The 24857-nt window shown below is 64.1% G+C and carries 21 protein-coding genes and 1 pseudogene; 14 read left to right on the top strand and 8 right to left on the bottom strand.

Annotated elements, in window-relative coordinates; all coding sequences use genetic code 11:
* Positions 1 to 73 precede the first annotated feature (73 nt).
* Genes yajC through EPD66_RS21605 form a run of 4 tightly spaced genes read left to right on the top strand, consistent with a single transcriptional unit; the run spans position 74 to position 3450 of the window.
* Positions 74 to 460, top strand: coding sequence for a preprotein translocase subunit YajC (gene yajC, locus EPD66_RS21620; protein ID WP_142850647.1), 387 nt, complete (start codon positions 74 to 76; stop codon positions 458 to 460).
* Positions 461 to 496: 36 nt separating this feature from the next.
* Positions 497 to 2065 carry a protein translocase subunit SecD gene (gene secD, locus EPD66_RS21615; RefSeq protein ID WP_142850646.1) on the top strand — a complete coding sequence of 523 codons (1569 nt, stop codon included), beginning with the start codon at positions 497 to 499 and terminating at the stop codon, positions 2063 to 2065.
* A gap of 10 nt (positions 2066 to 2075) precedes the next feature.
* Complete coding sequence (gene secF, locus EPD66_RS21610) at positions 2076 to 3038, top strand: protein translocase subunit SecF (protein WP_142850645.1); 963 nt, start codon at positions 2076 to 2078, stop codon at positions 3036 to 3038.
* A 37-nt stretch (positions 3039 to 3075) separates the two neighbouring features.
* The gene (locus EPD66_RS21605; protein WP_142850644.1) at positions 3076 to 3450 is read left to right on the top strand and encodes an Mth938-like domain-containing protein; all 375 of its coding nucleotides are present in this window, start codon (positions 3076 to 3078) and stop codon (positions 3448 to 3450) included.
* A 76-nt stretch (positions 3451 to 3526) separates the two neighbouring features.
* On the opposite strand, the gene EPD66_RS21600 is transcribed toward EPD66_RS21605, so the two are convergent.
* Genes EPD66_RS21600 through EPD66_RS21585 form a run of 4 tightly spaced genes read right to left on the bottom strand, consistent with a single transcriptional unit; the run spans position 3527 to position 7022 of the window.
* Positions 3527 to 4129 carry a superoxide dismutase gene (locus EPD66_RS21600; RefSeq protein ID WP_142850643.1) on the bottom strand — a complete coding sequence of 201 codons (603 nt, stop codon included), beginning with the start codon at positions 4127 to 4129 and terminating at the stop codon, positions 3527 to 3529.
* Between the two features lie 30 nt (positions 4130 to 4159).
* Complete coding sequence (hpnE, locus tag EPD66_RS21595; protein WP_142850642.1) at positions 4160 to 5410, bottom strand: hydroxysqualene dehydroxylase HpnE; 1251 nt, start codon at positions 5408 to 5410, stop codon at positions 4160 to 4162.
* Positions 5407 to 6252, bottom strand: coding sequence for a presqualene diphosphate synthase HpnD (hpnD, locus tag EPD66_RS21590; protein WP_142850641.1), 846 nt, complete (start codon positions 6250 to 6252; stop codon positions 5407 to 5409). The genes hpnE and hpnD overlap by 4 nt, the downstream gene beginning before the upstream one ends.
* On the bottom strand, positions 6249 to 7022 hold the full coding sequence (locus EPD66_RS21585; protein ID WP_142850640.1) for a squalene/phytoene synthase family protein: 774 nt from the start codon (positions 7020 to 7022) through the stop codon (positions 6249 to 6251). Before EPD66_RS21585 ends, hpnD begins: the two co-directional genes overlap by 4 nt.
* Before the next feature lie 73 nt (positions 7023 to 7095).
* Here EPD66_RS21585 and EPD66_RS21580 point away from each other — a divergent pair, with 73 nt between their 5' ends.
* Both EPD66_RS21580 and EPD66_RS21575 read left to right on the top strand, forming a co-directional pair.
* On the top strand, positions 7096 to 7944 hold the full coding sequence (locus EPD66_RS21580; RefSeq protein WP_142850639.1) for a phytoene/squalene synthase family protein: 849 nt from the start codon (positions 7096 to 7098) through the stop codon (positions 7942 to 7944).
* A 444-nt stretch (positions 7945 to 8388) separates the two neighbouring features.
* A complete protein-coding gene (locus tag EPD66_RS21575) occupies positions 8389 to 8877 on the top strand; it encodes a DUF192 domain-containing protein (RefSeq protein WP_142850638.1) in 489 nt (162 codons plus the stop codon).
* A 41-nt stretch (positions 8878 to 8918) separates the two neighbouring features.
* Here the strand turns inward: EPD66_RS21575 and EPD66_RS21570 are convergent, their stop codons facing one another.
* A complete protein-coding gene (locus tag EPD66_RS21570) occupies positions 8919 to 9215 on the bottom strand; it encodes a hypothetical protein (protein WP_142850637.1) in 297 nt (98 codons plus the stop codon).
* Between the two features lie 954 nt (positions 9216 to 10169).
* On the opposite strand from EPD66_RS21570, the gene EPD66_RS21565 reads away from it, so the two are divergent.
* Genes EPD66_RS21565 through EPD66_RS21555 form a run of 3 tightly spaced genes read left to right on the top strand, consistent with a single transcriptional unit; the run spans position 10170 to position 13582 of the window.
* On the top strand, positions 10170 to 10937 hold the full coding sequence (locus tag EPD66_RS21565; RefSeq protein ID WP_185961562.1) for a DotU family type IV/VI secretion system protein: 768 nt from the start codon (positions 10170 to 10172) through the stop codon (positions 10935 to 10937).
* The gene (locus EPD66_RS21560) at positions 10934 to 13015 is read left to right on the top strand and encodes a type VI secretion system protein (RefSeq protein WP_142850635.1); all 2082 of its coding nucleotides are present in this window, start codon (positions 10934 to 10936) and stop codon (positions 13013 to 13015) included. The genes EPD66_RS21565 and EPD66_RS21560 overlap by 4 nt, the downstream gene beginning before the upstream one ends.
* Positions 13016 to 13075: 60 nt before the next feature.
* Positions 13076 to 13582, top strand: a complete 507-nt coding sequence (locus tag EPD66_RS21555; protein WP_142850634.1) for an SPOR domain-containing protein — start codon at positions 13076 to 13078, stop codon at positions 13580 to 13582.
* Here the strand turns inward: EPD66_RS21555 and EPD66_RS21550 are convergent.
* Positions 13579 to 15363 carry a hypothetical protein gene (locus EPD66_RS21550; RefSeq protein WP_221931076.1) on the bottom strand — a complete coding sequence of 595 codons (1785 nt, stop codon included), beginning with the start codon at positions 15361 to 15363 and terminating at the stop codon, positions 13579 to 13581. The two genes, EPD66_RS21555 and EPD66_RS21550, sit on opposite strands and share 4 nt — an antisense overlap.
* Positions 15364 to 15631: 268 nt before the next feature.
* Here EPD66_RS21550 and EPD66_RS21545 point away from each other — a divergent pair, with 268 nt between their 5' ends.
* The gene (locus EPD66_RS21545) at positions 15632 to 16087 is read left to right on the top strand and encodes a hypothetical protein (protein WP_142850633.1); all 456 of its coding nucleotides are present in this window, start codon (positions 15632 to 15634) and stop codon (positions 16085 to 16087) included.
* A gap of 4 nt (positions 16088 to 16091) precedes the next feature.
* On the opposite strand, the gene EPD66_RS21540 is transcribed toward EPD66_RS21545, so the two are convergent.
* Together EPD66_RS21540 and EPD66_RS21535 are read right to left on the bottom strand one after the other, a co-directional pair.
* On the bottom strand, positions 16092 to 16871 hold the full coding sequence (locus tag EPD66_RS21540; RefSeq protein ID WP_142850632.1) for a DUF3750 domain-containing protein: 780 nt from the start codon (positions 16869 to 16871) through the stop codon (positions 16092 to 16094).
* Positions 16868 to 18097, bottom strand: coding sequence for a multidrug effflux MFS transporter (locus EPD66_RS21535; RefSeq protein ID WP_370511910.1), 1230 nt, complete (start codon positions 18095 to 18097; stop codon positions 16868 to 16870). Before EPD66_RS21535 ends, EPD66_RS21540 begins: the two co-directional genes overlap by 4 nt.
* Before the next feature lie 286 nt (positions 18098 to 18383).
* On the opposite strand from EPD66_RS21535, the gene EPD66_RS21530 reads away from it, so the two are divergent.
* From EPD66_RS21530 to EPD66_RS21515, 4 genes and pseudogenes are all read left to right on the top strand, one after another.
* Entirely contained in the window at positions 18384 to 20138 is a 1755-nt protein-coding gene (locus EPD66_RS21530) for a type I secretion system permease/ATPase (protein ID WP_185961560.1), read from the top strand.
* Positions 20138 to 21493 carry an HlyD family type I secretion periplasmic adaptor subunit gene (locus EPD66_RS21525; RefSeq protein WP_142850629.1) on the top strand — a complete coding sequence of 452 codons (1356 nt, stop codon included), beginning with the start codon at positions 20138 to 20140 and terminating at the stop codon, positions 21491 to 21493. Before EPD66_RS21530 ends, EPD66_RS21525 begins: the two co-directional genes overlap by 1 nt.
* A 303-nt stretch (positions 21494 to 21796) precedes the next feature.
* Positions 21797 to 23407, top strand: a complete 1611-nt coding sequence (locus tag EPD66_RS21520) for a calcium-binding protein (RefSeq protein WP_142850628.1) — start codon at positions 21797 to 21799, stop codon at positions 23405 to 23407.
* A gap of 413 nt (positions 23408 to 23820) precedes the next feature.
* Positions 23821 to 24857, top strand: a pseudogene (locus EPD66_RS21515) (hypothetical protein); the annotation flags it as partial.

The following is a 24857-nucleotide window of genomic DNA, read 5'->3' as shown; positions in this document are numbered from 1 at the left end:
GTTAGCGTTTGCATCACAGTGGAAGGCGGCTATATTCCGGCTGGCTTTGCCGAAGGCATGAGGAGTTTAAACAATGTTGATTTCCCCCGCATACGCTCAGGCCGCCGGTGGCGGCGGCATGGGTGGCATCGAGGCTTTTCTGCCTCTCATTCTGATTTTTGTCGTTTTTTATTTTCTCCTCATCCGTCCGCAGCAGAAGAAGCTGAAGCAGCATCGCGAAATGCTGTCGAATCTGCGCCGCGGCGACCGTGTTGTCACCGGTGGTGGCATCATCGGTCAGATCACCAAGGTGGTGAACGACTCCGAAGTGGTGGTCGAGATCGCCGATAATGTGCGCGTGAAAGTGGCCCGCGCGACCATTGCCGACGTGCTGTCCAAGACCGAACCGGTTGCCAGCCAGAAGGTCAAGGAAGAGGACGAAGCTGAGGCTGAAGAAAACGCCGAAGCTCCGAAGAAGTAACAGGGCCGCAAGCCGGCCAGCGAGGCTCACAGGGTTATGATCTATTTCTCTAAATGGAAGATCGCGCTGATCCTTGCGGTCTGCCTGGCCGGCTTTGTTTTTGCCGCGCCAAACCTTCTTTCCCGGCAACAGGCCGATCAGTTGCCGGACTGGTATCAGCCGGTCAATCTGGGCCTCGATCTTCAGGGCGGTTCGCACCTGTTGCTCGAAGTGGATGTGCAGGCTGTGCTGCAAGAGCAGCTCAACAGCCTGGTGGAAGCGGTGCGCAACGACATGCGCCAGAACCGCATCCGCTATGCCGATCTGGGCGTGGTGGGCACCAGCGTCCAGCTACGCCTGCTCGATCAGGCCCAGTTCGAAGAGGCGCGTAATTCGCTGCGCCGCCTGGACAGCGACGTGGAAGTCCAGGTCCGCGACAACGGACTGGCGGTCCTGACCTATACGGAACAGGCCCAGACCGTGCGCCGCAACGCGGTGGTGAACCAGTCCATCGAGATCGTGCGCCGCCGTATCGACGAATTGGGCACCCGCGAACCGACCATCCAGCGCCAGGGCGAGGACCGCATCCTGGTCCAGCTGCCGGGCGTGTCGGAGCCCGAGCGCGTCAAGGAATTGCTGGGCCGCACCGCCGTTCTCAGCTTCCATCTGGTGGACCATTCGACCAGCGTCGAGGAAGCCCTGCGCGGCCGCGTGCCTCCCGGGTCCATGCTGCTACCCAGCATCGAACAGGACATGTCGGGCCAACCGGCCCACTACGTGGTGCGCCGCCGTGTCGAATTGTCCGGTGATCTGCTGGTGGACAGCCAGCCGGCCTTCCAGGACAATCGCCCGGTCGTCAGCTTCCGCTTCAATACCCAAGGCGCGCGCCGCTTCGGCGACCTGACCCAGCAGAACGTCAACCGCCAGCTGGCGATCGTTCTGGACAACCAGGTCATCAGCGCGCCTTCGATCCGCGAGCCGATCCTGGGCGGCAGCGGCGTCATCACCGGCCGTTTCTCGGTTCAGGAAGCCAACGACCTGGCCCTGCTGCTGCGTGCCGGTGCTCTGCCCGCGCCGCTGGTGGTGCTGGAGGAACGTACCGTCGGCCCGGACCTGGGGGCGGATTCGATCCGCGCCGGTCAGATCGCCACGGTGCTCGGCTTGGTGCTGGTGCTGGCCTTCATGCTGGTCGCCTACGGCACTTTGGGTGTGTTCGCCAACATCGCCCTGCTGGTCAACCTTGCGCTGCTGCTGGGGGCCCTGTCCCTGCTGGGGGCCACGCTGACATTGCCGGGTATCGCCGGTATCGTGCTCACGCTCGGCATGGCGGTGGACGCCAACGTGCTGATCTTCGAGCGCATCCGCGAGGAAATGCGCAATGGACGCAGCCTGATCAATGCGGTCGATGCCGGCTTCAAGCGCGCCATCGTCACCATCCTCGATTCCAACCTGACCACGCTGGTGGCGGCGATCCTGCTGTTCCAGTTCGGATCGGGTCCGGTGCGCGGGTTCGCGGTGACCCTGGCGATCGGCTTGGTCACCTCCATGTTCACGGCCGTCTGGGTGACCCGCCTGTTGATGTCCACTTGGCTGCGTTACAGCAAGCCTAAGTCCCTGCCGGTTTGAGGCTCGAATAATGGCCCTTCTCAAATACATGCCGCAGAAGTTCAACTTCGACTTCATCGGCAAGCGCATGATCGCCTTCCTCGTCACCGCCGTCATCATGGTCGGTTCGGTGGCGGCCCTGGCCGTCAATGGGTTGAACTTCGGGATCGACTTCCGTGGCGGCCTTCTTCTCGAAGTCCGCACCGAAGGTCCGGCCAATCTGGCGCAGATGCGCCAGAGCCTGGGCGGGCTGGGCCTGGGCGAGGTCGCCCTGCAGGGCATCGGCACGAACGGCGATGAAGTGATGATCCGCGTGCAGCGCCAGGAAGGCGGCGAAGAGGCCCAACTGGCGGCCCTTCAGCAGGTCCGCCAGGCGTTGGGCGATGACGTGCAGATCCGCCGCACCGAGGTCGTCGGTCCCAAGGTCGGGGCGGAACTGGTGCGGGACGGCACCTTGGCCATCGCCCTGTCCATCCTGGCGATCGCCGCCTATGTCTGGTTCCGCTTCGAATGGCAATTCGGCGTGGGCGCATTGGTGGCGACCTTCCACGACGTCATCGCCACGTTCGGTTTCTTCGCCTTGACGGGGATGGAGTTCAACCTGACGACGGTGGCGGCGATCCTGACCATCGCCGGTTATTCCATCAACGACACCGTGGTGTCCTATGACCGCGTGCGCGAGAACCTGCGCAAGTACAAGAGCATGCCGTTGCTCGACCTGCTCAACCTGTCGGCCAACGAAACGCTCAGCCGCACCTTGCTGACCGGCGTGACCACTCTGCTGGCGGTCGTGGCATTGTTCTTCTTCGGTGGGGACGTGCTGCGCGGCTTCAGCGCCGCGATGATCTTCGGCGTGGTCATCGGCACTTTCTCGTCGATCTATGTGGCGATGCCGATCCTCGTCTACTTCAACCTCCGCCACTCCGACAGCGGCGAAGGAGAGGAAGAAGAGGAAAGCGAAAAGGCGAAAAGTGAAGAAAGGGCGGCCGGCTAGGCTTTCCTGGCCGGTCCTGCCTTCCATATAGGGCAAGATGGATATCACACCTGTCGTGCCGGGCGACCGGCAACTCATCCAAGGCTATGGCGAGGGCGGATTCCGCATCAGCGGCGTCCGCCATGAGGGCTCGGTCCTCGTCCACCCCTTCGCGACCCTGGCTTGGCCGGTTTCGGGGATGGAGGAGGTTTCGGCGGAAAGCCTGATGCCCTTGCGGGATGCCGAGCCGCGGATCGAAATCCTGCTGATCGGCTGCGGCGAACGCACGGCCATGCTGCCGCGTGCCCTGCGAGAGTCCTTCCGTTCGGTGGGCATCGTCATCGAGGGAATGGATACCGGTGCTGCCTGCCGGACCTATAACGTCCTGCTTTCGGAAGAAAGGCGCGTCGCCGCCGCCCTGCTCGCGATCTGATGCGGTGGTCTTCCGGGCAATATAAAACGGGGCTCCTTGCGGAGCCCCGTTTGCATTTCAGCCGTCGGAAGAGGGTTTAGGCGGCCTTCTTCAGGTTCTCGGCCACGAAGTCCCAGTTCACCAGGTGGTCCAGGAAGGTCTGGACGAAATCGGGGCGGCGGTTCTGGAAGTCCAGGTAGTAGGCATGTTCCCAGACGTCGCAGGTCAGCAGGGCGGTCATGCCCAGGGCCATCGGGTTTTCGGCGTTGGGGGTCTTGACGATCTTGAGCTTGCCGCCATCCACGGCCAGCCAGGCCCAGCCGCTGCCGAACTGGGTCACGGCGGCGTTCTTGAATTCTTCGGCGAACTTCTCGTAGGAGCCGAAATCGGCTTCAATGCGGCTCAGCACTTCGCCCGTGGGCTTGCCGCCGCCGCCCTTCTTCATGCAGTGCCAGAAGAAGGTGTGGTTCCACACCTGAGCGGCATTGTTGAAGACGCCCAGCTTCGAGGAATCGCCGAAGGTTTCCTTGATGATCTCTTCAAGCGACTTGGAAGCCAGCGGGGTATCCTTCACCAGGTTGTTCAGGTTGGTGACATAGGCCTGGTGGTGCTTGTCGTGGTGGAAGCCCAGCGTGTTGGCCGACATATGCGGCTCGAGAGCGTCATGCGGATAAGGAAGGGGGGGCAGTTCGAAAGCCATTTGCGCCTCTATGGATATATTGGAAAACCTCTAAAGGTGCCCACAAGATATGGCGGGTTCACCATTTTGTGAAGTCCTGCCGTCCCAATTCGCGGCCACGGCGATAACGGCCCGAGCCGCGCGTCGGCCTGACCGGATTGCGGCCTCCATGGTGCAGGGGAGTCCCGCCTCGGTCCAGTCCCCCGCAAGGAAGACACGACTATGGGGGGAGGTGGAGCGGCGGAGCCTATTGCGAAAGGCCTCCGTCTGCGGCGTTTGGACGATGGTGGCGCGCTGTTCCTTGATGATGCGCCAGGCCGGAGGAACGGCGGGGAGGCCAAGCGCCCGGCTTACGTCGTGCCACAGCAAGAGAGCGATATCGGCGGTAGGGCACGCGGCCAGGGCATCGGCGGCGCTGACCGTCACGGAAAGCACGTCCTCGCGCAGGAACAGCCATTGGGCGGTAGCTCCGGCTAGTCCCAGGAAGGGCAGGCCGCCCGGCAGGCGGACGGGGCGGTCCAGGCGGTAATGGGCATTGACGATGGCCCGATGGGGCAGGCGCTCGACCTGTTGCGGCAGAAGGTCCGCCGCCGCCGCATTGGGCAGGGCAAGGACGGCATGGCCGAAGCCGATGCGCCCGTCATCGAAGACCAGGGCATCCTCCTCAATGGCCCGCAGCCGGTGTCCGAAACGGATTTCCGCCCCCAGTGCCGTCAGCCGGGCCAGCACCGGGGCAATGAAGGTCGGTCCCAGTCCCTTTTCGACGATCAGCGGACGGCTGGCCTTTTCCCCGGCCAGCAGGCTTTCCTTCAGGACCTGCCAGAGCAGGGCGGCGGAGGCTTCCTCGGGGGCGGTGTTCAGCGCCGCCTCGCAGAGCGGCTGCCATAGCAGGCGGTAGAGCGGGGCCTTCCGCAGGCAGTCGGCGACTGTGCCCCGGCCCTTGCGCAATTGCCACACTCCCCACAGATCGCGCCAGCCCAGTCCGGGCGGGATCTTGCCCGGGCGGATCATGTGAAGGCGCCCCTTCGTCAGGTCGTACATGGGGAAGCGGGCGGGCGTAATCTCGTGCAGCAGGGAATGGCCGCCGCCGCGTTTCAGAAAGTCGAGCACCTCTGCATTGGCTGTCAGCAGCAGGTGGCTGCCATTGTCGACCATGCGGTCCAGCAGGGGATCGTGGAAGGAGCGGCAGCGCCCCCCGGCCTGCGCCGTGGCTTCGTGCAGGACGACCTCCGCCCCGGCTTCGGCGGCTTCCAGGGCGCAGGCCAGACCGGCCAATCCGGCACCGATGACGTGCAGCTTCATCGGGCCAAGGGAAGGGTATGGCGCAGCACGATCCACAGCCGTTCCAGGCGGGGCAGGCGCTCCCGCTTTTCGATGCTCTGCCAGCCGCGCTGGCGCAGCCGTTCCAGCAGGCGGCGATAGGTGGCCATCATCACCACCGCCGGACGCAAGCGGCGGCGGTTGCAGTCCTGCAGCAGCATGGCGGCTTGATCGAACAAGGCTTCCGCTTCCTGGGCCACGGCCTCGCAGGCTTGCGGCAAGGCGGGATGGTCCAGGACCGCAGCCGGATCGCGGATCGTGATTCCCGCCTGGTCCAAGGCTTCGGTGGGCAGATAGAGGCGCCCCAGCACGGCATCCTCCTTGAGGTCGCGCAGGATATTCGTCAGTTGCAGGGCTTCGCCCAGGACTTCGGCGAAGCGCCGGGCTTGCGGCTCGGGGCAGCCGAAGATGCGGACGGACAGCAGCCCGACCGCTCCGGCCACGCGGCGGCAATAGAGCCCGAGTTCGTCGCGCGACGGGCCGCGCATGCAGCCGCGCACATCCATTTCCATGCCGTCGATCAACGCTTCCAGTTCGGCGCGTTCCAGGCCGAAGCGGGGCAGGGCGCGGGCCAGCAGGCGCGAGACCGGTTGGCTTGGGTGGCCGTCATACAAGGCCGCCACTTCCGACCGCCAGCCGGCCAGCAGGCGCAGCTTTTCCTCAGGTGCGGCCGGTTCGTCGGCGATGTCGTCGAGGATGCGGCAATAGGCGTAGACGGCGAACATGGCTTCGCGCTTGGCCCGCGGCAACAGGCGCATGCCCCAATAGAAGGAACTGCGCGACTGGCGGACGATGGCCGCGACCTGGGAGAAATCGTCCTTCATAGAGCCGCCAATCCAGTCAGGAGGGCGGCCGCCTTGTCGCGCCTGCGCAGCTTCACCGGCCCGGCCAGAGGATCGCGCTTGCGCAGCAGGAGTGTGAGGCGGCGGGCCAGATCCAGGATCACGGCGGCTTCCATGCGCAGGCGGCGATGGGCGATCAGACGGGGCAGGGGGCGGGCCTCTGCCAGCAATGCGTCCACGCCGTCCAGGCAGCGGTCCAGTACCTTGCGCAGTTCCGGGCTGGCGGCGGGGGCGTCCAGGACAGAGGGATCGGGCAGCCAGTTCCGGGGCAGATAGACCCGCCCCATCTCGACGTAATCTTCCCGGCAGTCCTGGAGATGATTGAGGATCTGCAAGGCGGCGCAAAGGGCATCCGAGGCGTGGTGCGGGGGCGTCCCTTCGCCATGCAGGTCGAGCAGGAAGCGTCCCACCGGCATGGCCGAGAGGCGGCAATACTCGATCAGTTCGGCCCAGTCGCGGCAGGGCGGGTTCAGGGCGTCGCGCCGGAAGGCATCGAGCAGGGTTCTGGCATGGGGGGCACCGGCCGACGGTAGATGGTTTTCCATCTCGTCCAGGCGGATTAGCTTTTCATCGATCGACAGGGTGGGATTGTCGGCGATGTCGTCGGCCTTGCGGGCGAAGCGGTAGAATTCGTGCACCGCCGGGCGCAGGCTGCGCGGCAGCAGTATCGAGCCGACGGGGAAATTCTCGTCGGCGGCTTGCTTGCCGGTGGCCCTGTGCGGAAGATGTGGCGCGGTGGCGGCTGGTGGCACGGTGATTGTTTCTTGTGATGTTTCCACCGCTTATATATGTCAGCCTCTGGCCGAAACGAAGGATATTTCCCCGATGCCCCCTGAGGACGAGCTTTCCTTTCCGGCTCGCGAGGTCAAGCGCTACGATCGCGAACGCTTTCTCACCGCTCAATTCGCCCCGGCAGAGTGTCGCGAAGACCTGTTCGCGCTTTATGCCTTCAACCTGGAAATCGCCAAGCTGCGCGAGGTGGTGACCGAGCCCATGATGGGCATGATCCGGCTGCAATGGTGGCGCGAAGGCCTGGAGGAAATCTATGGCGGCGGCCAGCCGCGACGCCAGCCGGTGATGGAAGCCCTCGCTCGGGCCATCAGCCGCCACAAGCTGACGCGCGGCCATTTCGACCGGTTGCTTGATACCCGCGAACGCGATCTGGACGAGGAAGCGCCGCCGAACCTGGAAGCCCTGGAGGATTATGCTGAGGGCAGTTCGGCCACGCTGACCGCGCTCGCCATCGAAATCCTGTCGGGGCAGGACGAGGCGGCGCAGCAGGCCGGGCGTCATGTGGGCATCGCCTGGGCCCTGGTGGGGCTGTTGCGGGCGGTGCCGTTCCATGCCGCCGCCGATCGCCTCTACCTGCCGCTGGATTTGCTGGCGGAAGCGGGCGTTCACTCCCGCGACATCCTGGCGGGCAAGCCCCGGCCGGAACTGTCCAAGGCCGTCGAGCAGGTGGCGGCCCGGGCACGCTTCCATCTCGACCTGGCCCGGTCGCTGCGCCCTCGGGTGCCGCGTTCCGCCTTGCCGGCCTTGCTGCCGGCGGTGTTGGCCCGGCGCCATCTGGCGCGGCTGGAGAAGAGCGGGTTCGATGTCTTCGACCCGGTTCTGGTTTCCGCGCAGCCGCCGGTCTTGCGTCTGACTCTTTCGGCCCTGCTGGGCCGCTATTGATGGGGATGGCGGGGGCTGAAAACGGAAACGCCGCACTTTCGTGCGGCGTTCCACGCGGGAGACGGGGGATGGGCGGGGAATTGTCTCCCGCAGTCTGTCTGTGATCTGCGTCATCGGCGACCGTGGCCGTCGATTTGGGTAATTTACCCTAAACAAACCTCCAGTAAAACAGGTTTATCAACCTAATAAAGTGTCAAAAATATAAACAGAAAGACAAATAAATATTTTTCCAACTTTCCTAAAATTTTATCTTATTTCCGTCAGGCTAGGAATTCCGGGCTATCTCCTCCGCCCGAGATTTTAATTTAAGTACAAACATTTGTCGGATTGATCGGCTGGCGGGAAAAGTAACAAGGGCTGCATTGGGTTTTCTTTCCCATCAATGGGACTTGCCCGTTCCACGAGCAGCAGGCAGACTTCCTGGAAATCGGGGGAGAAACGAACATGAAGCGGTGCCGGTACCTCTTTCTAGTTTTCGGCCTTGGCCTCGCTGCCACTTTCGCACCCTCTATCCTGACCCTGCGCGCGGTTGAAGCGCGGGCCGAAGATGGGATAATATTTTCCCGTTCGACAGTGGCGATCGAGACGCAGGGCGGCGCCCGGCATGTCTTCGACGTTGAACTCGCCCTGACGCCCGAGCAGCGGGCCCAGGGATTGATGTTCCGCCGCGAGCTGGCAGAGGACCACGGGATGCTGTTCGATTTCGGCTCCGAACGGACGATCCATATGTGGATGAAAAACACCCTGATCCCCCTGGACATGCTTTTCCTGTCCGAGGAGGGACGTGTGATCGGACTCGCCGAACGGACCGAACCGTTATCCCTGGAGGTCATTTCCGGAGGTCCGGCGCGTTATGTGCTGGAATTGGCTGGCGGCACGGCAGAACGCCTCGGCCTGAGGCCGGGCGACCGCATGTCGCTTCCGGAATACTGATCCTCTTTCGTCCCGGTGGGCCAATCCTGCAGGCGGAAGCCTCAGGCTTCGGGACCTTGGGCGACTTGCGGCGCTTCCATCCAGTCTTCGCCCGCAGCCATCACGCAGCTGGTGCCGTCGGGCATGGTCATCAGGATGGTCCAGGTCATACCGTCGGACGTGGTCAGGACCTCGACCATATTGCCGGCATTGGTCACGCCGATCGAGGTGGGGGCTTCGGCATACTCGTCGGCCAAACTTTCCAGAATCAGCTTGCGGTCAGCGCAAACCTGTTGCTGGGCTGCCGCTGGATGAGCCAACCCGAACATGGCCGCGGCCGCAACGACATAACGCATCATGGCTGTCTCCTTCAGCATGAAGTACACTGGCCTGCGGTATTAGGCCTGGATATGGCGGCGCACCGCCCAAATGTCAGGGGGGGATGAGGCTTGTCGGACTTCGTCTTTTGGGGGTTATGCTTCGGAGACTTGTGGTGGCGGCAACCATAGCGTTTGAGTCAATGCCATCAACACCATCCTCCCGCTTGGGCGCCAATTCCAAGACATCCTTATTTATCAATAGACTAGAATTATCCTGGGCATCGTTTTGCACCTCATGCAACCACAGGGCGCCGAATTTGGTGCAATGGGGTGTCCGAACGGACAGGGACCTGCCGATGTCCGAAGGAATTCCCGGCTTCTCCTCCTGGTAAGGCAGGGAATCCCAGGGGCCTCCGCTCTTTCGGACAGGGGAAACCATCCTTTTCCCCCGGCGTCTCTCGAATAAAATTCTCTTTTTAGTTGAGTTTTTGCGGTTCGGGTAGGAAGACCCGCTTCCGGACCTCGCGCGCCAGAGTCTGTTCACCTCCGCCAGTCTCGTCCGCCTCCGTCCGCATGCGGGAGAGAAGCCGTGCGGCCCAGACCGTTTGCGCGCAAAGCGAAGGCGGGCTGCAGCGCTATCCATATCTAGCGCCCCGAGATCCTAGGAACCCCAATATTGATGCGGGCGGATGCCTCTTACTGCACCGCGTGTCGATCTTCCCGCGACTGCCGCGTTTTTCCTTTCCGCCTGCCACCAATGCGCGAGGGCATGGGGGTGTCTTGTTCCTCCTACCTCTTTCGGTCATTGCCGTCTTGACCAAACGGCATTTTTGCGTATAGCCTTCATCAAGCATTAGTTGTGAATGTCATGGAATGTGTTCGCACTAGACGTGGTTTTTTCGCGCTTCCACCATTGATGGTATCCATCTTGTCCGTTTCTCCCGAGGGTGCGGCCAGTGGATGCATCTTTGGCACAGGCAGGGAAGGGAGCCGATGAGCCCCCATCCTCCCGCTGCTCCCGTTCCTGCCCAGGACACGCCCCAGTTGGGGCGCGGCTGGCTGCTCGAACGTTTCCGCATCTTCGTCGCCGAGCTTTCCGCGCTGCGCGCGGGCTTTCTCCCATCGGGGAATCAGATGGAAGGCGATCCGGTGCAGCGCGCAATCCATCACCTGACAGCCTTGCTGGCCCGGGATGCCGCCGAGGCACGCCGCGCGGAGGGAGAGCAGGGGGAAGGAATGTGCCGGGAAGCGCAATACGTCATGGTCGCCCTGGCCGATGAATGGCTGTCGCACGATCCCGCCTGGGCTGACGGCGAGGGCTGGGGCACAGGGCTGCTGGAGGCGCGGCTTTTCGGCACCTGTGAAGCGGGAGAGCGGATTTTCGAGCGGATGGACCGCCTGCTGGAAAGACGCGATCCGCAGGATGCGCCGCTGGCCGTCCTGTTTCTGCTGACGTTGAAGCTGGGCTTCCTCGGGCGCTATCGCGGCGAGCAGGGGGCCGGGGCGGCGATCGATCTCTATCGGCGGCGCCTGCATAATTTCATTGCCGGCCGGGTGCCCGATCTATCGCGCAGCGAACGTCCCCTCTGTCCCGATGCCTATGCCTTCCGGCTGGAGAGAAAGGAGAGCCCCTTCCTGCCCAATGTCTGGCGCTGGCCTGCGGCCCTGGCGAGCTTCCTGCTGGCTTGGCTGATGATCGGCCATTACGCCTGGAGCAGTGCCGTCTCTCCCGTCAAGGTCATCCTTGCGGGGGTCGGATGAGCATCCTGTCCTCCTGGCTGCCCTGGCTGGCCTTGGGCACCGGCCTGCTGGCGCTGCTGATCCTCGTCGGCCTGGTCTGGATCGTGCTGCGGGAGGCCAGGACGGAAACCAGCTCCTCCGACCGTACCCGGCGGAATGACGACGGCCCGGCCTTGACCTATCAGGCCGCTTCCTTGCGCCAGTCTTTTGCGATGGCCCGGAATCTGCTGCGCCAGCGTGGTTTCACCCGTCGGCGGCTCCACGACATTCCCTGGATCCTGGCCTTGGGCAGGTCAGGTGCGGGCAAGACCAGCATCATGGCCGCCTTGCGCCAGCGTCTGAACTGGGCCGACAGCGCTGACGGGCCGCAGGTGACGGGCGGCGGCCTGGACTGGTGGCTCTTCGAACAGGGCGTGGTGCTGGATGTCGGCGGCATGGTGCTGGCGCCCCCGGGGGGCGAAGCGGAAGGCCAACGCAATTTCCAGCGCCTGCTGCGCCTGCTGCGGTCCCATCGTTCCCGCCGTCCCTTGGATGGAGTGCTGCTGGTCGTTCCGGCGAGTGAACTGATGGACACCGACCACCATGACAGGGCCGTCGTCCGCGCAGCCGCCTGGAGCCGCAATCTGCGCCAGATGCAGAAGAGCCTGGGGTTGGACCTGCCGGTCTATGTGCTGGTCACTCAATGCGACCGCATCCCCGGCTTCCAAGGATTCTGGAAACACCTGCCGCCTCATCGTCGGGACGAGATGTTCGGCTGGTCCTCTCCCCATGCGCCGGAAGCCCGTTTCTCCACCGGCTGGGTAGCGGAGGCCTTCGTCAGCCTGCGCGCCGATCTGGAAAGGGCGATGGTGGAAATGGCCGCCGATCCACGCCGGACCGGCGACGGCACGGGGCTGCTGGCTTTTCCCGGCGGCTTTGCCGCCCTGGAACAGCCGTTGGCGGAATTCCTGGAGCGGATTTTCCAGCCGGATGCCTGGCCAGGCCACTTCTGCCTGCGCGGCCTCTGGTTCACCGGCAGCCTTGAGGAGGATGACCGTCCGCATCCCATTCTGCTGCGCCATTTCTTCGAGGAAAAGCTGTTCGCCGAGCGGGGGCTGGCGGTGCCGGTGGCCCGCGTCCTGGCGTCGCGCAAGCTGGCGGTCAGGGCGGCGCAGGGGGCGTTTGCGGCCTCTGCCCTGGTGCTAGGCGGCGGTGCCGTCCTCGACCATATGAGGATCGCCGAGGAAGTCCAGAGCCTGACGCCAGCCTTGCACCAAATGGCGGAGGCGCGGCCGGACCCCGGGCTGCTCGAGGTCAAGGCGCCGAGCCTGACCTCGGTCTTCCTGCCCACCAGCCTGCTCAGCAGTATCGACGAGAACCTGCACGCCATGATCGAGGGCCATATCGGCGGCGCCTATGCCCGTCTGGCCCGGCGCTTCTCCGAAATGCTGGCCGGCCGTTTTCCCTTCGCCCCGCCGGATGCCGGGGAGGATGTGGCGCCAGATACGCTGCGTGCCTTCTTCCACGACCATTCGGTGATTCTCGACGCCCTGGCCGAAGCCGACCTGCTTCCGGAACAGAAGCAGTTCGTCCGGAACCTGGCGTCGGCGCGGGATTTCTTTGCCGGATTGCTTGGTGAGGATGACGGTTCGGCCTGGGTCTTGGGCATCGACTTCCCAGCCCCCCAAGAGGCCGGGCCGGTGACGGAATGGAGCCTGCATATCGGCCCGCGCCGCCTTTCCTCGCAGGGGGACGAGCGGCAGGGCCAGTGGCGGCCGGGCGAAGCCGTGGCGGTCACCCTGCATTGGGCCGAGGATGCGCAGGAGCGTCCTCTGACCGTGCCGGGAGGTCCGCTGGTGGAGGAAGATACGGTGCGTTTTGCAGCCGAGGGAAGCTGGGCGCTGCTGCGCTTGGCCGCGCGCCATGGGTTCTCCACGTCTCCGGAACGGCGGGACGAGGTGGAACAGCGGTTGCTGCGTTTCGACATCCCCGTCACCGGCAGCGGCGATCCGGCCGTCCTGTTCCTGCGCCTGTCGGTGGGGCCTGCCGGTGCGGCGCAGTTCCAGCCGTTTCCAGACTTTCCTCATGCCGCTCCGGTTCCGGGAAAAATGAAGGGATGAGGTTCGTTCGAATGTCCGGGCAGGGGATGGAATTTCGCGGTGAAAGCGGGGGAGTCTGCGATGGCGATGCTGCTGTTCAGCCTGCTGGCCTTTGCCGCCGGATTGGGCGGGGGGCTCCGGCTTCGTCCTTCCGTCATGCCGCCTGTTCATTCGTTCCTGGCGATTCCCGAAAACATGGAGGAGGCGTTGTACCTGGACTCTGCTGAAGAAGCGGGACCGGCCCCCATCGTCCCGCCGCCTGAAATACCCGCGACGGATGCGGCTTGGCCCTTCGTGCATATCGAACCGGTCTTGCCTTCGAAGCCTGCCGGGGATCTGCCGCCCAATGCCGCCTATGGGGTGGAAATTGCGCTCTATGCCCATCCCTGGCCTGCCGAGAACCTGGCGGCGCGGCTGCGCAAGGCAGGTGTCGATGCCCGTCTGCACCGCCTGGATTCATCCTGGTATGTGGTCAGCGCCGGCGCTTATCACCGCCTCGATGAGGCAGCCTCGCTGCGGGAACGCCTGAATGGGGCGGGCCATCCGGCCAGTCTGGTCCTGCTCGTGGAAAAAACGGCCGAGATCTAGCGCGACAGCAGATAGGCGATCAGGTCCTGCTGGTCCTCGTAGGGGACCCAATAGGAATGGCCTTCGCCGGTGATGCCTATCTCGTCCAGGCGGGCACGCTGGTTGGTGGCGATGACGCGGCGGCGCAGGAGCGGGTCGATCAGGGCGCGCAGGGAATTGGCGGCATCGGCCGGTTCGCCGCGCAGCAGTGTTTCCGGCAGGCCATAGGAGAAATCGGTGTCGCTGCCCACGGCGACGCCGCCGTCATGCAGATAGGGAGCACTCCAGGCCAATCCCGTGAGGGCCGGTATCTTGTAGCCGCCCTTGCCGTCCCTTGCCCAAGCCAGATCGGTCTGGGCCTCCTCGGGCATGGGAAGGAGCTGGATATCGGCACCGGGCAGAAGCGGAGGGGCGGTGTCGAAGGAGGGGAGCTGGGGGGCGGCCAAGTGCTCGCCAAAGCCTGCCAGGGCGGCCGCCCGCGATGGAGAGGTTCCGACGGTTTCGGCGGGTATCACGCGGTTTCCTGCCAAAGTGACACCCTGATGGCATTCGCTGCAGCCATGGCGTTCAAAGGCGGAACGGCCGCGCGCCACGGCTTCGGCATCGGCCAGCTCGATCCGGGGCGGCTGCAGGGAATGGACGAAGGCGGCCAAGGCATTGACGCTCTGCCAGGTCTTCTCGCCGGGCAGGCCGAGCAGCAGCCCGTTGGGTGCCACCGGGCTGGGAGCCGGATGGGTGGGCGCGGGGAAGGTGGTGTCGGGCGGCGTGGCGTCCACGTTCACCGCGCCATTCAGCAGCATCGCCAGATAGCCATGGGGCGGGATGCCGAACAGTTCTTCGGATTGCGACGTCAGCGTCGCCGGTTCCGCATCCAGGCCGTGGCGGAAATTGATCATGGCGCTTACACCCCTGAACGGCCCGGCGGCGGCCGAACCGCTCCAGCCATAGGGATGGCCTCCGCGCAGGAACAGGCTGGGGATACGCGTCGGGTTGGGGTGAAGGTCGGGCGTCGAATCGAAGCTGCCGGGGGGCCAGCGCATCAGCACCCGGTCCACCGCCGCTTCCACCAGGCGCGGGTCCGGGATGGACAAGGGAGAGGTGGGCAGGGCGACCTGGGGCAGCATGGCATGGGGAAAGAAAGCCGCGGAATTGGGCGCCAAGGCCAGAAGCAGGCCGAGATTCAGGTCGCTGTTGGGGGCACCCTGCACCACCTGTCCGGTAACGCCGTCCACGCTCGCATGGCACAGGGCGCAGGTGGTGCCGACCCGCAGATGTCCGCGGTCCCAGAACAGTTTGATCCCCAGGGGCAGGAAGGCGCCGCGCGGCACGTCGAGGCCGGTGCTGACCAGGCTGCCGGGCGGAAGGGTCAGCCCGCCGACGCGCACCCCCTCGCTGACATGGACCTGCAAGTCGGTGGTATGGCCGCCGCGCAGGCTGGCCAGCGCGCGCAGCAGGGCCAAGGGCGTCACGACCGGACCGTCCAGCAGGCCCACAACATCGGAGAGATAGCGCTCGTTGCCGAAGGTCTCGCCCCAGAAGACCTCGCGCCCCCTGTCCAGCAAGGCATCGTCAAGGCGCACCAATCCGCCCCGCTGCCCGGGCGGCAGGGCGGTCGCCTGCTCGTCGGTCAGGCCCTCTCCCCATAGGTCCCAGGCGGAGTCGAAAGGCAGAAGCTCGGGATTGAGCAGATCGGCCCGTTCCGGTACCCAGACATAGCTGAAGCGCCCGAAAGCCCCGAACAGGCCGAGCCCCGTCAGGATCACCAGCAGGCCAAGGGAGAAGAGAAGGAAGAAAGCCCGCATGTACAGCAAGGAAAGACCGGGTCGGAAGACATCTGCCTGAGGTATGGCCTTGGCGGGCTAGGGCGACAAGACATCCCTCGACCTTTGATCGGCGGCCCCGACCAAGGGCGCAGGCCCTTCTCCCCTCTATGAAGGAGGGCGTACCTCTCTCGCTGGGCTAATCATTTCTGTTTCGCGTCATCAAATAAGAACGTCAACGAACTTGCCGGAGAGATGGCCGATGGGAAGCAGGAATTTTCAACCGGATGAGGTACCGAGCCACATTTCGTTGGTACACGATAAGCGCGAGGAGCTGTCCCTCGGCTCTGGCTCGCTGGCCGATATCACGGCCGATGCCTGCCAGCGTGAAGCGGCCTCGGCGGCCTATCATTCCGCCGTTGCCCTGGCCCTCTCCGCCGCCGGCGAGGCCGAAGGGGCCGCCGTCCTGAATGCCATCGCCGATCACGAACGGGCTACCGTGCGCGAATTATCCGTGGGACGGGCAATCCTGCGTCCGCGCCCTGTCGTGTCGGTCCGCGATCTCCGTGCCCTGGACCAGACGGAATTGCTGCGTCGGGTGGAGGCGCGGCTGGACCTTGCCATCAATCATTATCTGGAAGTGGCTTCCCGCGCTGCCGATCCCGCCGCCGCCTGCGAAGCGCGCGCCTTGGCGCAGGAAAAGGTGGAAGCGCTGGGAAGGGTGCGCAAGCTTCTGCGGTCCATGGTCGGGCGCCGCTTCGCTTGAAGGATCAGCGCGTCGGGTCCTTTACGGAATCGCCGATCGCACTTTGCGGGATCCGGCCGAATCCCGGTACTTTCAGGGAAAGATGCGCCGGATCGATGCCGAAGACCAGGCCCAGCAGGTTGATCTCCAGCCCTTCCTGCCGGGCCAGCAAAATTCCCGCAATCCCCCAGAACGAGATTTGCCAGCCGGTGCCGCTGGGTGCGCGGGCCAGGATCTGGCCCGTCGGCAGCCAGTCCTTGCCCAGGGCATGGGCGGGCAGGTCCAGCATCAATTCGGGAATCTCCCGCCCCAGATGGGCCAGAAAGGTATTGCTGTTGGGGCCGGGCCAGGCGCGGTAGCGGTCGGGCCAGGGATAGGAGCGGGCGGCCTCGGGCAGTTTCTCGGCCACGCGCTGGGCGACCTCGCCCCGCAATTCTCCCAGCAGCATGGGCGTCTGCCCATACCATTGGGCGTCGGGCGCGCGCAGGCTGCTGACCGTCACCGCGGAGAGGCCGCGGAACAGGTTCCAGCCGATCACTTCATAGCGGGTATAGCGGTCTGCTCCGGCGGGCTTGGCGGCCACCCAGGAATGGACGGCGAAGGCGCCGCGCCAGCCGAAGGTGCGCGCGGCATAGACCTGGACCACAGCCTCGGGCGTGGTCTCGGGCGAGGGGGCCTGGCCGGTGGGTTCATGCGTGGCCGTGCTCCAGTCGCCTTTCACCTTCGCCGTGCCCAAAGCCAGGACGGCCGCCGGGCCCGCGAGCAGGACGCCCAGGATCGCCAGCAGCCACAGCATGACCTTCATCCCTTCTCCTCGTTGGGTTCTTCCTTGGGAGACAGCAGCCAGGAGAGAAACGCCAGAATGGCGGCTCCCAGCATGAAGAGGACCAGCGGCCAAGCGGTATCCTTCAGGAGATGACCGACCCACAGGCTGGCCACGGCGCCCAGGGCCATCTGGAGGAAGCCCGCGAGGCCCGAGGCGGCACCGGCGGCGCGTGGTTCGACGCTGACCGCCCCCGCCAGACCGTTGGGCAGGCTCATGCCATTGCCGCAGGTGATCACGGCCATGGCGATGAACATGCCCAGGGGAGTCAGCAGGCCTGCGGCCATCTGGGCGAAAAGCAGCAATCCGCCCACCAGGGTGCAGGTGGTCCCGATCCCGATCATGCGCCAGTTGCCCCATTGGGATGAACGGCGGCCGGCGACGAAATTGCCCAGCATGTATCCCAGGGCCGACAGGGCGAAATAAAGGCCGTATTCACTGGGCGGGCGGCCCATCAGTTCCAGCATTACATAGGGGGCGCCGCCCAGGAACGAGAAAAAGACCGCCGTGGAAAAGCCGAGCTGCGCCGAATAGAAGCAGAAGGCCGGCTTGCGCAGCAGCATGCCGTAGCTGGCGAGCATGGGTGCCAAGCCGGGCAGGGACTGGCGATTGTGATTGGTCTCGCCGACGGTCAGGGCGGTGATGGCCAGGACGGCGGCCGACAGGGCCGCCACGGCCAGGAAGCTCGCCCGCCAGCCGAACCATTCGTCCAGGAAGCCGCCGACCGCCGGGGCGATCATGGGCATGACCACCATCGCCATGGTCACATAGGCCAACATGCTGGCGGCTTTGTCGCGGGAATAGAGGTCGCGCAGGATGACGCGGCCCACCACCATGCCCGCCGATCCCCCCACCGCCTGGACCACGCGGGCCAGGACCAGCATGCCGATTCCCGCCGCCACCGCCCCGGCCAGGCTGGCGGCCAGGCACAAGGCCAGCCCCCACAGCAGCACCGGGCGGCGGCCGAACCTGTCGGACAGGGGGCCATGGACCAACTGCGCCACGGCCATGCCTGCCAGGAACAGGGTCAAAGTCAGCTGGACGGTGCCGTAATCGGTGGAGAAGGCGGTTTGCAGCCCCGGCATCGACGGCATGAAAACATTCAGGGCAAAAGGCCCTACGGCCGTGGCGGCGATGATTGCCGCGACAGGCGGATGTGTATTTTGCACGATGGGACTTGTCCGGCAGAAAGATCGGCGAAGCCACATCATACCGACCATTACGCAGGAACTTCAATCCTAGAACCATTTTAAGCCTATCCCGGCGGAGGTACCTCCAGATAGGTAGGTCGCGCTCTTTTCTTTAATCGGTTCAGGAGCTTAGTGGATATCCAGAAGGAGGTAATCCAGATTCGCGTTTTATTACTTGTTGGTAAACGGCGTATTGCTCTTGGGCGATATTTCATCCGCAGCGACAGAAGTTCCAACCCGCCACGAGGATGCCTTGGACTTCCGAAGCGGACTTCATCCACAGCCCCAAGGGAGCGATTCAGCCGTGAAGATAGTCAAGACCGAGCTGCGCAGGGCAGTATATGCCTGTCGCGGAGGCCTTTACGCAACGGCCATTTTCAGCCTGTTTGTCAATCTGCTGCTGTTCGTCTCTCCACTCTACATGCTGCAGGTCTATGACCGCGTTCTGGCGAGCCGGAGCGAAGGGACGCTCGTGGCGCTGACCCTGATCGCCCTGGTCATGCTGGGCGTGATGGCAGCCCTGGACGGCGTGCGCTCGCGGGTCATGATCCGCGTCGGCGTGATGTTCGAGAACGCCCTGCGCAACCGTGTTTTCGGTGCCGTCTTCCGCCGCACGCTGGATCAGCCCGGCGGTGCCCATCACCAGTCGCTGCGTGACCTGGAAACCCTGCGCGCCTTCGGCGCCGGTCCGGCATTCCTGGTCTTCTGCGATGCCCCCTGGGTGCCGCTGTTCCTGGGCGTCTGCTTCATGCTGCATCCGATGCTGGGCACCGTCTCGCTGATCGGCGCCCTGGTCATTTTCGGCCTGGCCGCCGTCAACGAATTCGCCACCCGCCGCCAGCACGAGGATGCCAGCCGTGAATCCATGGCTGCCGGCCATTATGCCGAAACCTCGCTGCGCAATGCCGAAGTGATCTCGGCCATGGGCCTGCTGCCGGGCCTGCTGCGCCGCTGGCAGCGCCGCCACGAGCGCGGCCTGCATGCCCAGAGCTTGGCCGCCGACCGCAGCGGCGCGCTGCTGGCGACCTCGAAGGCGGTGCGTCAGTTCCTGCAGATCGCCATCCTCGGTACGGGCGCCTGGCTGGCCATCAATGGCGACATCACTCCCGGCGCGATCATCGCCGCCTCCATCATCATGGGCCGCGCCCTGGCCCCGGTCGAAATGGCGGTGGGTCAGTGGAAGGGGTTCGTCTCGGCCCGCATGGCCTGGAAGCGCCTGGAAGACCTGCTGTCCTCGACCGAGGACATGCGCGAGCCGATGAAGCTACCGGTGCCCGAGGGCCATCTGTCGGTGGAACGCGCCCTGGCGGTTCCTCCCGGCGCCAAGTCCCCGGTGGTGCGCGACATCAGCTTCGAGCTGGAGCCCGGCGACGTGCTGGGTGTGGTCGGCCCCTCGGCGGCCGGCAAGTCCACCCTGGCCCGCCTTCTGGTCGGCGTCTGGCCGAACCTGGCCGGCAGCATCCGCCTTGACGGCAACGAGATCGGCAACTGGAACCGCGACCAGTTGGGCCAGTATATCGGCTACCTGCCGCAGGACGTGGAATTGTTCGACGGAAGCGTCGCCGACAATATCGCCCGCTTCAATGAAATCGAGGCCGACAAGGTGGTGCAGGCGGCCATGCAGGCCGGGGTCCACGAGATGATCCTGCGCCTGCCCGAAGGCTACGACACCCCCATCGGCGCCTTCGGCCAGGCCCTGTCGGGCGGTCAGCGCCAGCGCATCGGCCTTGCCCGCGCCCTGTATGGCGACCCGGCCCTGGTGGTTCTGGACGAGCCCAACTCGAACCTGGACACCGCCGGCGAGCAGGCCCTGATCGGGGCCGTCAACAGCCTGCGCAAGCGCAAGGCCACCGCCGTGGTCGTCACCCACCGCCTGAGCATCCTGGGCGCGGTGAACAAGATCCTGGTGATGCGTGACGGCCAGGTCGAAATGTTCGGCGACCGCGACGAAGTGTTGCAGCGCCTGTCCCGGCCCCAAGTGGTGGCCTCGCAAGACGGTGCCGCCGTCGCCGCCCGCCGCCAGAATGGCTCCACTTCTCCTGCCAAGGTTGGTTCCTGATGAGCAAGAACACCCTTCCTTCCGTCTACGAGCCGCCGTCGGTCATCGAGCACGAGCCGAAGGCCCCCTCCGACTTCCGCCGTCCGGCCATGATCGGGCTGGCCGTCATCGGCATCGCTTTCGGCGGCTTCGGAAGCTGGGCGGCGGTGGCGCCGCTTGACAGTGCGGTGGTCGCCCAGGGCCAGCTGGTGGTCGAGAGCAAGCGCAAGACCGTGCAGCATCTGGAAGGCGGCATCGTCTCGCAATTGCTGGTCAAGGATGGCGACCGGGTCAAGCAGGGCGACGTGCTGATACGTCTGGATGGCGCCCGCCAATCCTCGATCCTGTCTTCGGTGGAAGTCCAGCTTGCCGACATGCGCGCCCTGGAGGCCCGCCTGGTCTCGGAACGCGACGAGAAGGGACAGGTGGAATTCCCCCCCGAACTGCTGGAACAGGCCAAGCATAATCCCAAGATCGCCGAGATCCTGGAGAGCCAGCGCAGCCAGTTCGAGGAACGCCGCCGTTCGTTGTCGGGGCAGATGGCGATCCTGGAGCAGCGCATCTCCCAGCTTCAGGCCGATGTGCAGGCCCGGACCCAGCAGCGGGATTCCAAGAACCGTCAGGCGGAATTGCTGGAAAGCGAACTGGAAGGCTTGCGGGAACTGGCCCGGAAGGGCTTCTATCCGCGCAACCGCCTGCTGGCCCAGGAACGCCTGTTGGCTGAAATCCAGGGCGACGCAGCCATCGAGCAGGGCGCCATTTCGCGGGCCGAGAGAAGCATCGGTGAAACCCGGCTGGAGATTTTCCAGACCCGCCAGCGCTTCCGCGAAACGGTGGTTTCCGAACTGCGCGAGGCCCAGGCCAAGGCCAACACCCTGGCCGAGGAATTCATCGCCGCCCTGGACGTGTCGACCCGCCTACAAGTGACCGCCCCGGTCTCGGGTGTGGTGCAGGACATGCAGATCTTCACCGAAGGTGGCGTCATTCCCGCCGGTGCCAAGCTGATGGATATCGTGCCCGACGATGACCGCCTGGTGATAGAGGCCAAACTGTCGCCCCAGGATATCGAGGCTGTGGTGGAAGGGCGTTATGCCGAAATCCGCTTCAACACCCTGAATGCGCGCACCACGCCGGTGATCGAGGGCATGGTCACCACCGTCTCGGCCGACCGCATCACCGATCCGCGCAATCCCGACCGGTCCTATTATCTGGCCCGCGTCGAGGTTTCGAAGGAGGAAGAGGCGAAGCTGGCCGATCATCGCCTGACGCCGGGGATGCCGGTGGACGTCCTGGTCAAGACCGGCAGCCGTACGGCGCTGAGCTACATGATCAAGCCGCTTCAGGACGGCTTCGCGCTGTCCCTCAAGGAACGGTGAGGGAAGGGGAAGTCTTTCCTCAACCTGCACCCTTATTTCCCAGCATGAAATTGCCCCGGACGAGAGCTCGTCCGGGGTTTTTTCTTATCCATTCGATGGCATATTGGGTCATCATGTGGATTATAAAAATATTAATTGGAGTATCTTGGAATTCACTCTCATTGATACTTAAAATGGTCTATCACTTTATATAAAAATTAACCATTTCTTAACGTTTAAAAGATAGAAATACCTACAGAGAGGCAGGGCGTATCAAGCCAAAGAGCTACCGCCGTTGCCGTAGACATTTGAGAGGTAAGGTTAATGAGCGACTTGCGCTGGGCCCCCCCGACGATGCAGAACCCGACCATCATCGATCTGAGCAAGACGGATGGGAAGGTCTTCTGGCAGTTCGGCCCCAACGAAGACGTGCTCTTCATCGCGTCCGAGGAAACCCGCACGCTTCCCAAGCTGCAGACGGACGGCGGACGCAATATCCAGGTCGTCGGCGGCCATTACGCCCCGGAAGGCGGCGACGGCACCGGGACTCTCGCCTTCCGCAATGTCCATGGCTCGGTCTGGGTCGAGGGCGTGCATATCGATAACAAGAACGCCTTCGCCCGCGACGGCATTCTCGTTGCCGGTGCTTCGGGCAAGGCCCCGGATGTCTATGTTCAGAACTCGCTGATCGAGAACATGAACAGCACCCGCGCCTCGGTCCATGCCGATGTGTTCCAGACCCAGGGCCCGGTCGGTGATCTTCACTTCTACAATGTGACCGGCTCGACCAACTACCAGGGCTTCTTCATCGCCCCGCAGCATGCCACCGGCAGCGCCCATTTCGAGAATGTGAACATGCGTTACATTCCCGGCGGTGACGCGGTCAGCTACCAGTACTGGTTCCTGGATAGCGCCGACCAGCAGCCTTTCCCGGTCACGCTGAAGAATGTCCACGCGACCGAACGTGCCGGCCAGAACGCCGAGGAATATTCGGTCTGGCCCAAGGTCTCCATGTCCTCGGACATGGCTTCAGTCCGCGACGGCAACAAGATTTCCTGGCCGGACCTGCCCTATGATGGCCACATCACCGTGGGCGGCCCCACCGGCGGCGACTTCGCCAAGGCCTCGCAGGTCGGTATCAACTACAAGTCGCCCGGTACCGTCGATGCTTCCGGCGATGCGGCGGCGGCTGAAGCGGCTGCAATGGCCGGAGACGAGCAGCAGCCGGACCAGGCCAACGACAGCGCCGATGACATGCCGGCCGACCTGCCGGAATCGGGCGCGCCGACGACCTGGATCCGGGGCACGATGCGCGACGACACCCTGCACGGCACCGACGGCAACGACTACATCAATGGCGGCCGCGGCAAGGACACCGCCATCGGCGGCAAGGGTGACGACTACTACGTCATCAACCAGTCCGACGACGTCATCATCGAGAATCCCGGCGAAGGCATCGACACCGTCGAGACCTGGGCCGACTACCGCCTGCCGGCCAATGTCGAGAACCTCAACATGGGCCGCTCGGGCATTGTGCACGGCAACGAGCTGGACAACATCATCAACGGCAGCAAGGGCGATGATGTGATCCATGCGGTGGATGGCGACAACGTCATCACCGGCGGCGCCGGGGCCGACACCCTCTATTCCGGGGCGGGGGCGGATACCTTCGTCTACACCTCGATCGACGACAAGGGCGACGTCATCAAGAATTTCGAGGTCGGCAGCGACATGCTCGACCTGCGGCCGCTGATGTCGAGTGTCAATGCCAAGGCCGGTGGCGATTATGTCTCGCTGGTCCAGCAGGGCAACGATACCCTGGTCAAGGTCGATGTCACCGGCACGGGCCAGGCCGGTGATACCCTGGCCACCATCGAGGGCGTCGACGCCAGCGATCTGACCGATTATGTGGATCATTGGTTGGGCGTTGCCTGATCCGATCCAGGAACGGACTTCTGAGGCGGGGGAGCTTACGGGCTCCCCCGTTTTCTTTTGAGGAGCCGGATCCAATAACCGCAGGTGATAGATGGTTATGTGGAGGGAGTGGGGATGAAGTAAATGTGGCGGGAAAAAGGCGCCTATTCTGACTGCACCTCCTGCCATGCCACGTTCTCTAAAAATAATATGTTTCCACCCTGCGGTAGATTTCATTTTGCCTGATAATTGTTTTTCTGCTTAATCCGCTCATTCATGCCTGTGTCATTAATGTGTCTCTGTGTCTAAGCTGGAAGAGGTATGTTTTTTTACTTTTCGTTAGACTTTCGGGGTAAGGATGTCCTCCAGAGAGGCAAGGCGTGCAGACCGAAGAGCTACTGCCGTTGCCGTATACTGCCAAGAGGAATGGTAAGATGAGCGACTTGCGCTGGGCTCCCCCGAATATGCAGAACCCCACCATCATCGATCTGAGCAAGACGGGGGGAAAGGTTTACTGGCAGTTCGGCCCCAACGAAGACGTAATCTTCATTGCGTCTCCCGAAACCCGCACGCTCCCCAAGCTGCAGACTGATGGCGGGCGCAACATCCAGGTCGTCGGCGGCCACTTCGCCCCCGAAGGCGGTGACGGCACCGGGACTCTCGCCTTCCGCAACGTCCACGGCTCGGTCTGGGTCGAGGGCGTGCATATCGACAACAAGAACGCCTTTGCCCGCGACGGGATCATCGTCGCAGGCGCTTCGGGCAAGGCTCCGGATGTCTATGTTCAGAACTCGCTGATCGAGAACATGAACAGCACCCGCGCCTCGGTCCATGCCGACATGTTCCAGACCCAGGGCCCGGTCGGCAATCTTCACTTCTATAATGTGAGCGGCTCGACCAATTACCAGGGCTTCTTCATCGCCCCGCAGCATGCCACCGGCAGCGCCTATTTCGAGAATGTGAACGTCCGCTACATTCCGGGCGGCGATGCGATCAGCTACCAGTACTGGTTCCTGGACAGCGCCAACCAGACACCTTTCCCGATCACGCTGAAGAATGTCCATGCGACCGAGCGTGGCGGGCAGCGCGCCGAGGAACATTCCGTGTGGCCCAAGGTTTCGCTGTCTTCCGACATGGCGGCCGTGCGCGTCGGCGATCAGATCTCTTGGCCGAATCTGCCTTATGACGGCTACATCACCGTGGGTAATCCCGCCGGCGGCGATTTCGTCAAGCCTTCGCAGGTCGGTCTGAACTACCAGTCCGGCGGGGCTGTCGTGCCGCCCGGTGAAATGCCGGTGGAGCCTCCCCAGCAGAATCCTGCTCCGACCCCCGAGCCGACGCCTGAGCCGACGCCTGAGCCGACCTCGCCGCCCGATCAGGATGACGGCCTGCTGACCCTGCCGGAATCGGGCGCGCCGACGCGCTGGATCCAAGGCGGCTCGGGCAACGACACCCTGAACGGCACCAGCGG

It is taken from the genome of Telmatospirillum sp. J64-1, from assembly GCF_006980715.1.
Taxonomy (GTDB): Bacteria; Pseudomonadota; Alphaproteobacteria; order Rhodospirillales; family Magnetospirillaceae; genus Oleiliquidispirillum; species Oleiliquidispirillum nitrogeniifigens.
The sequence above is the reverse complement of the archived record's forward strand: the minus strand, read 5'-3'. Positions and strand labels throughout refer to the sequence as shown.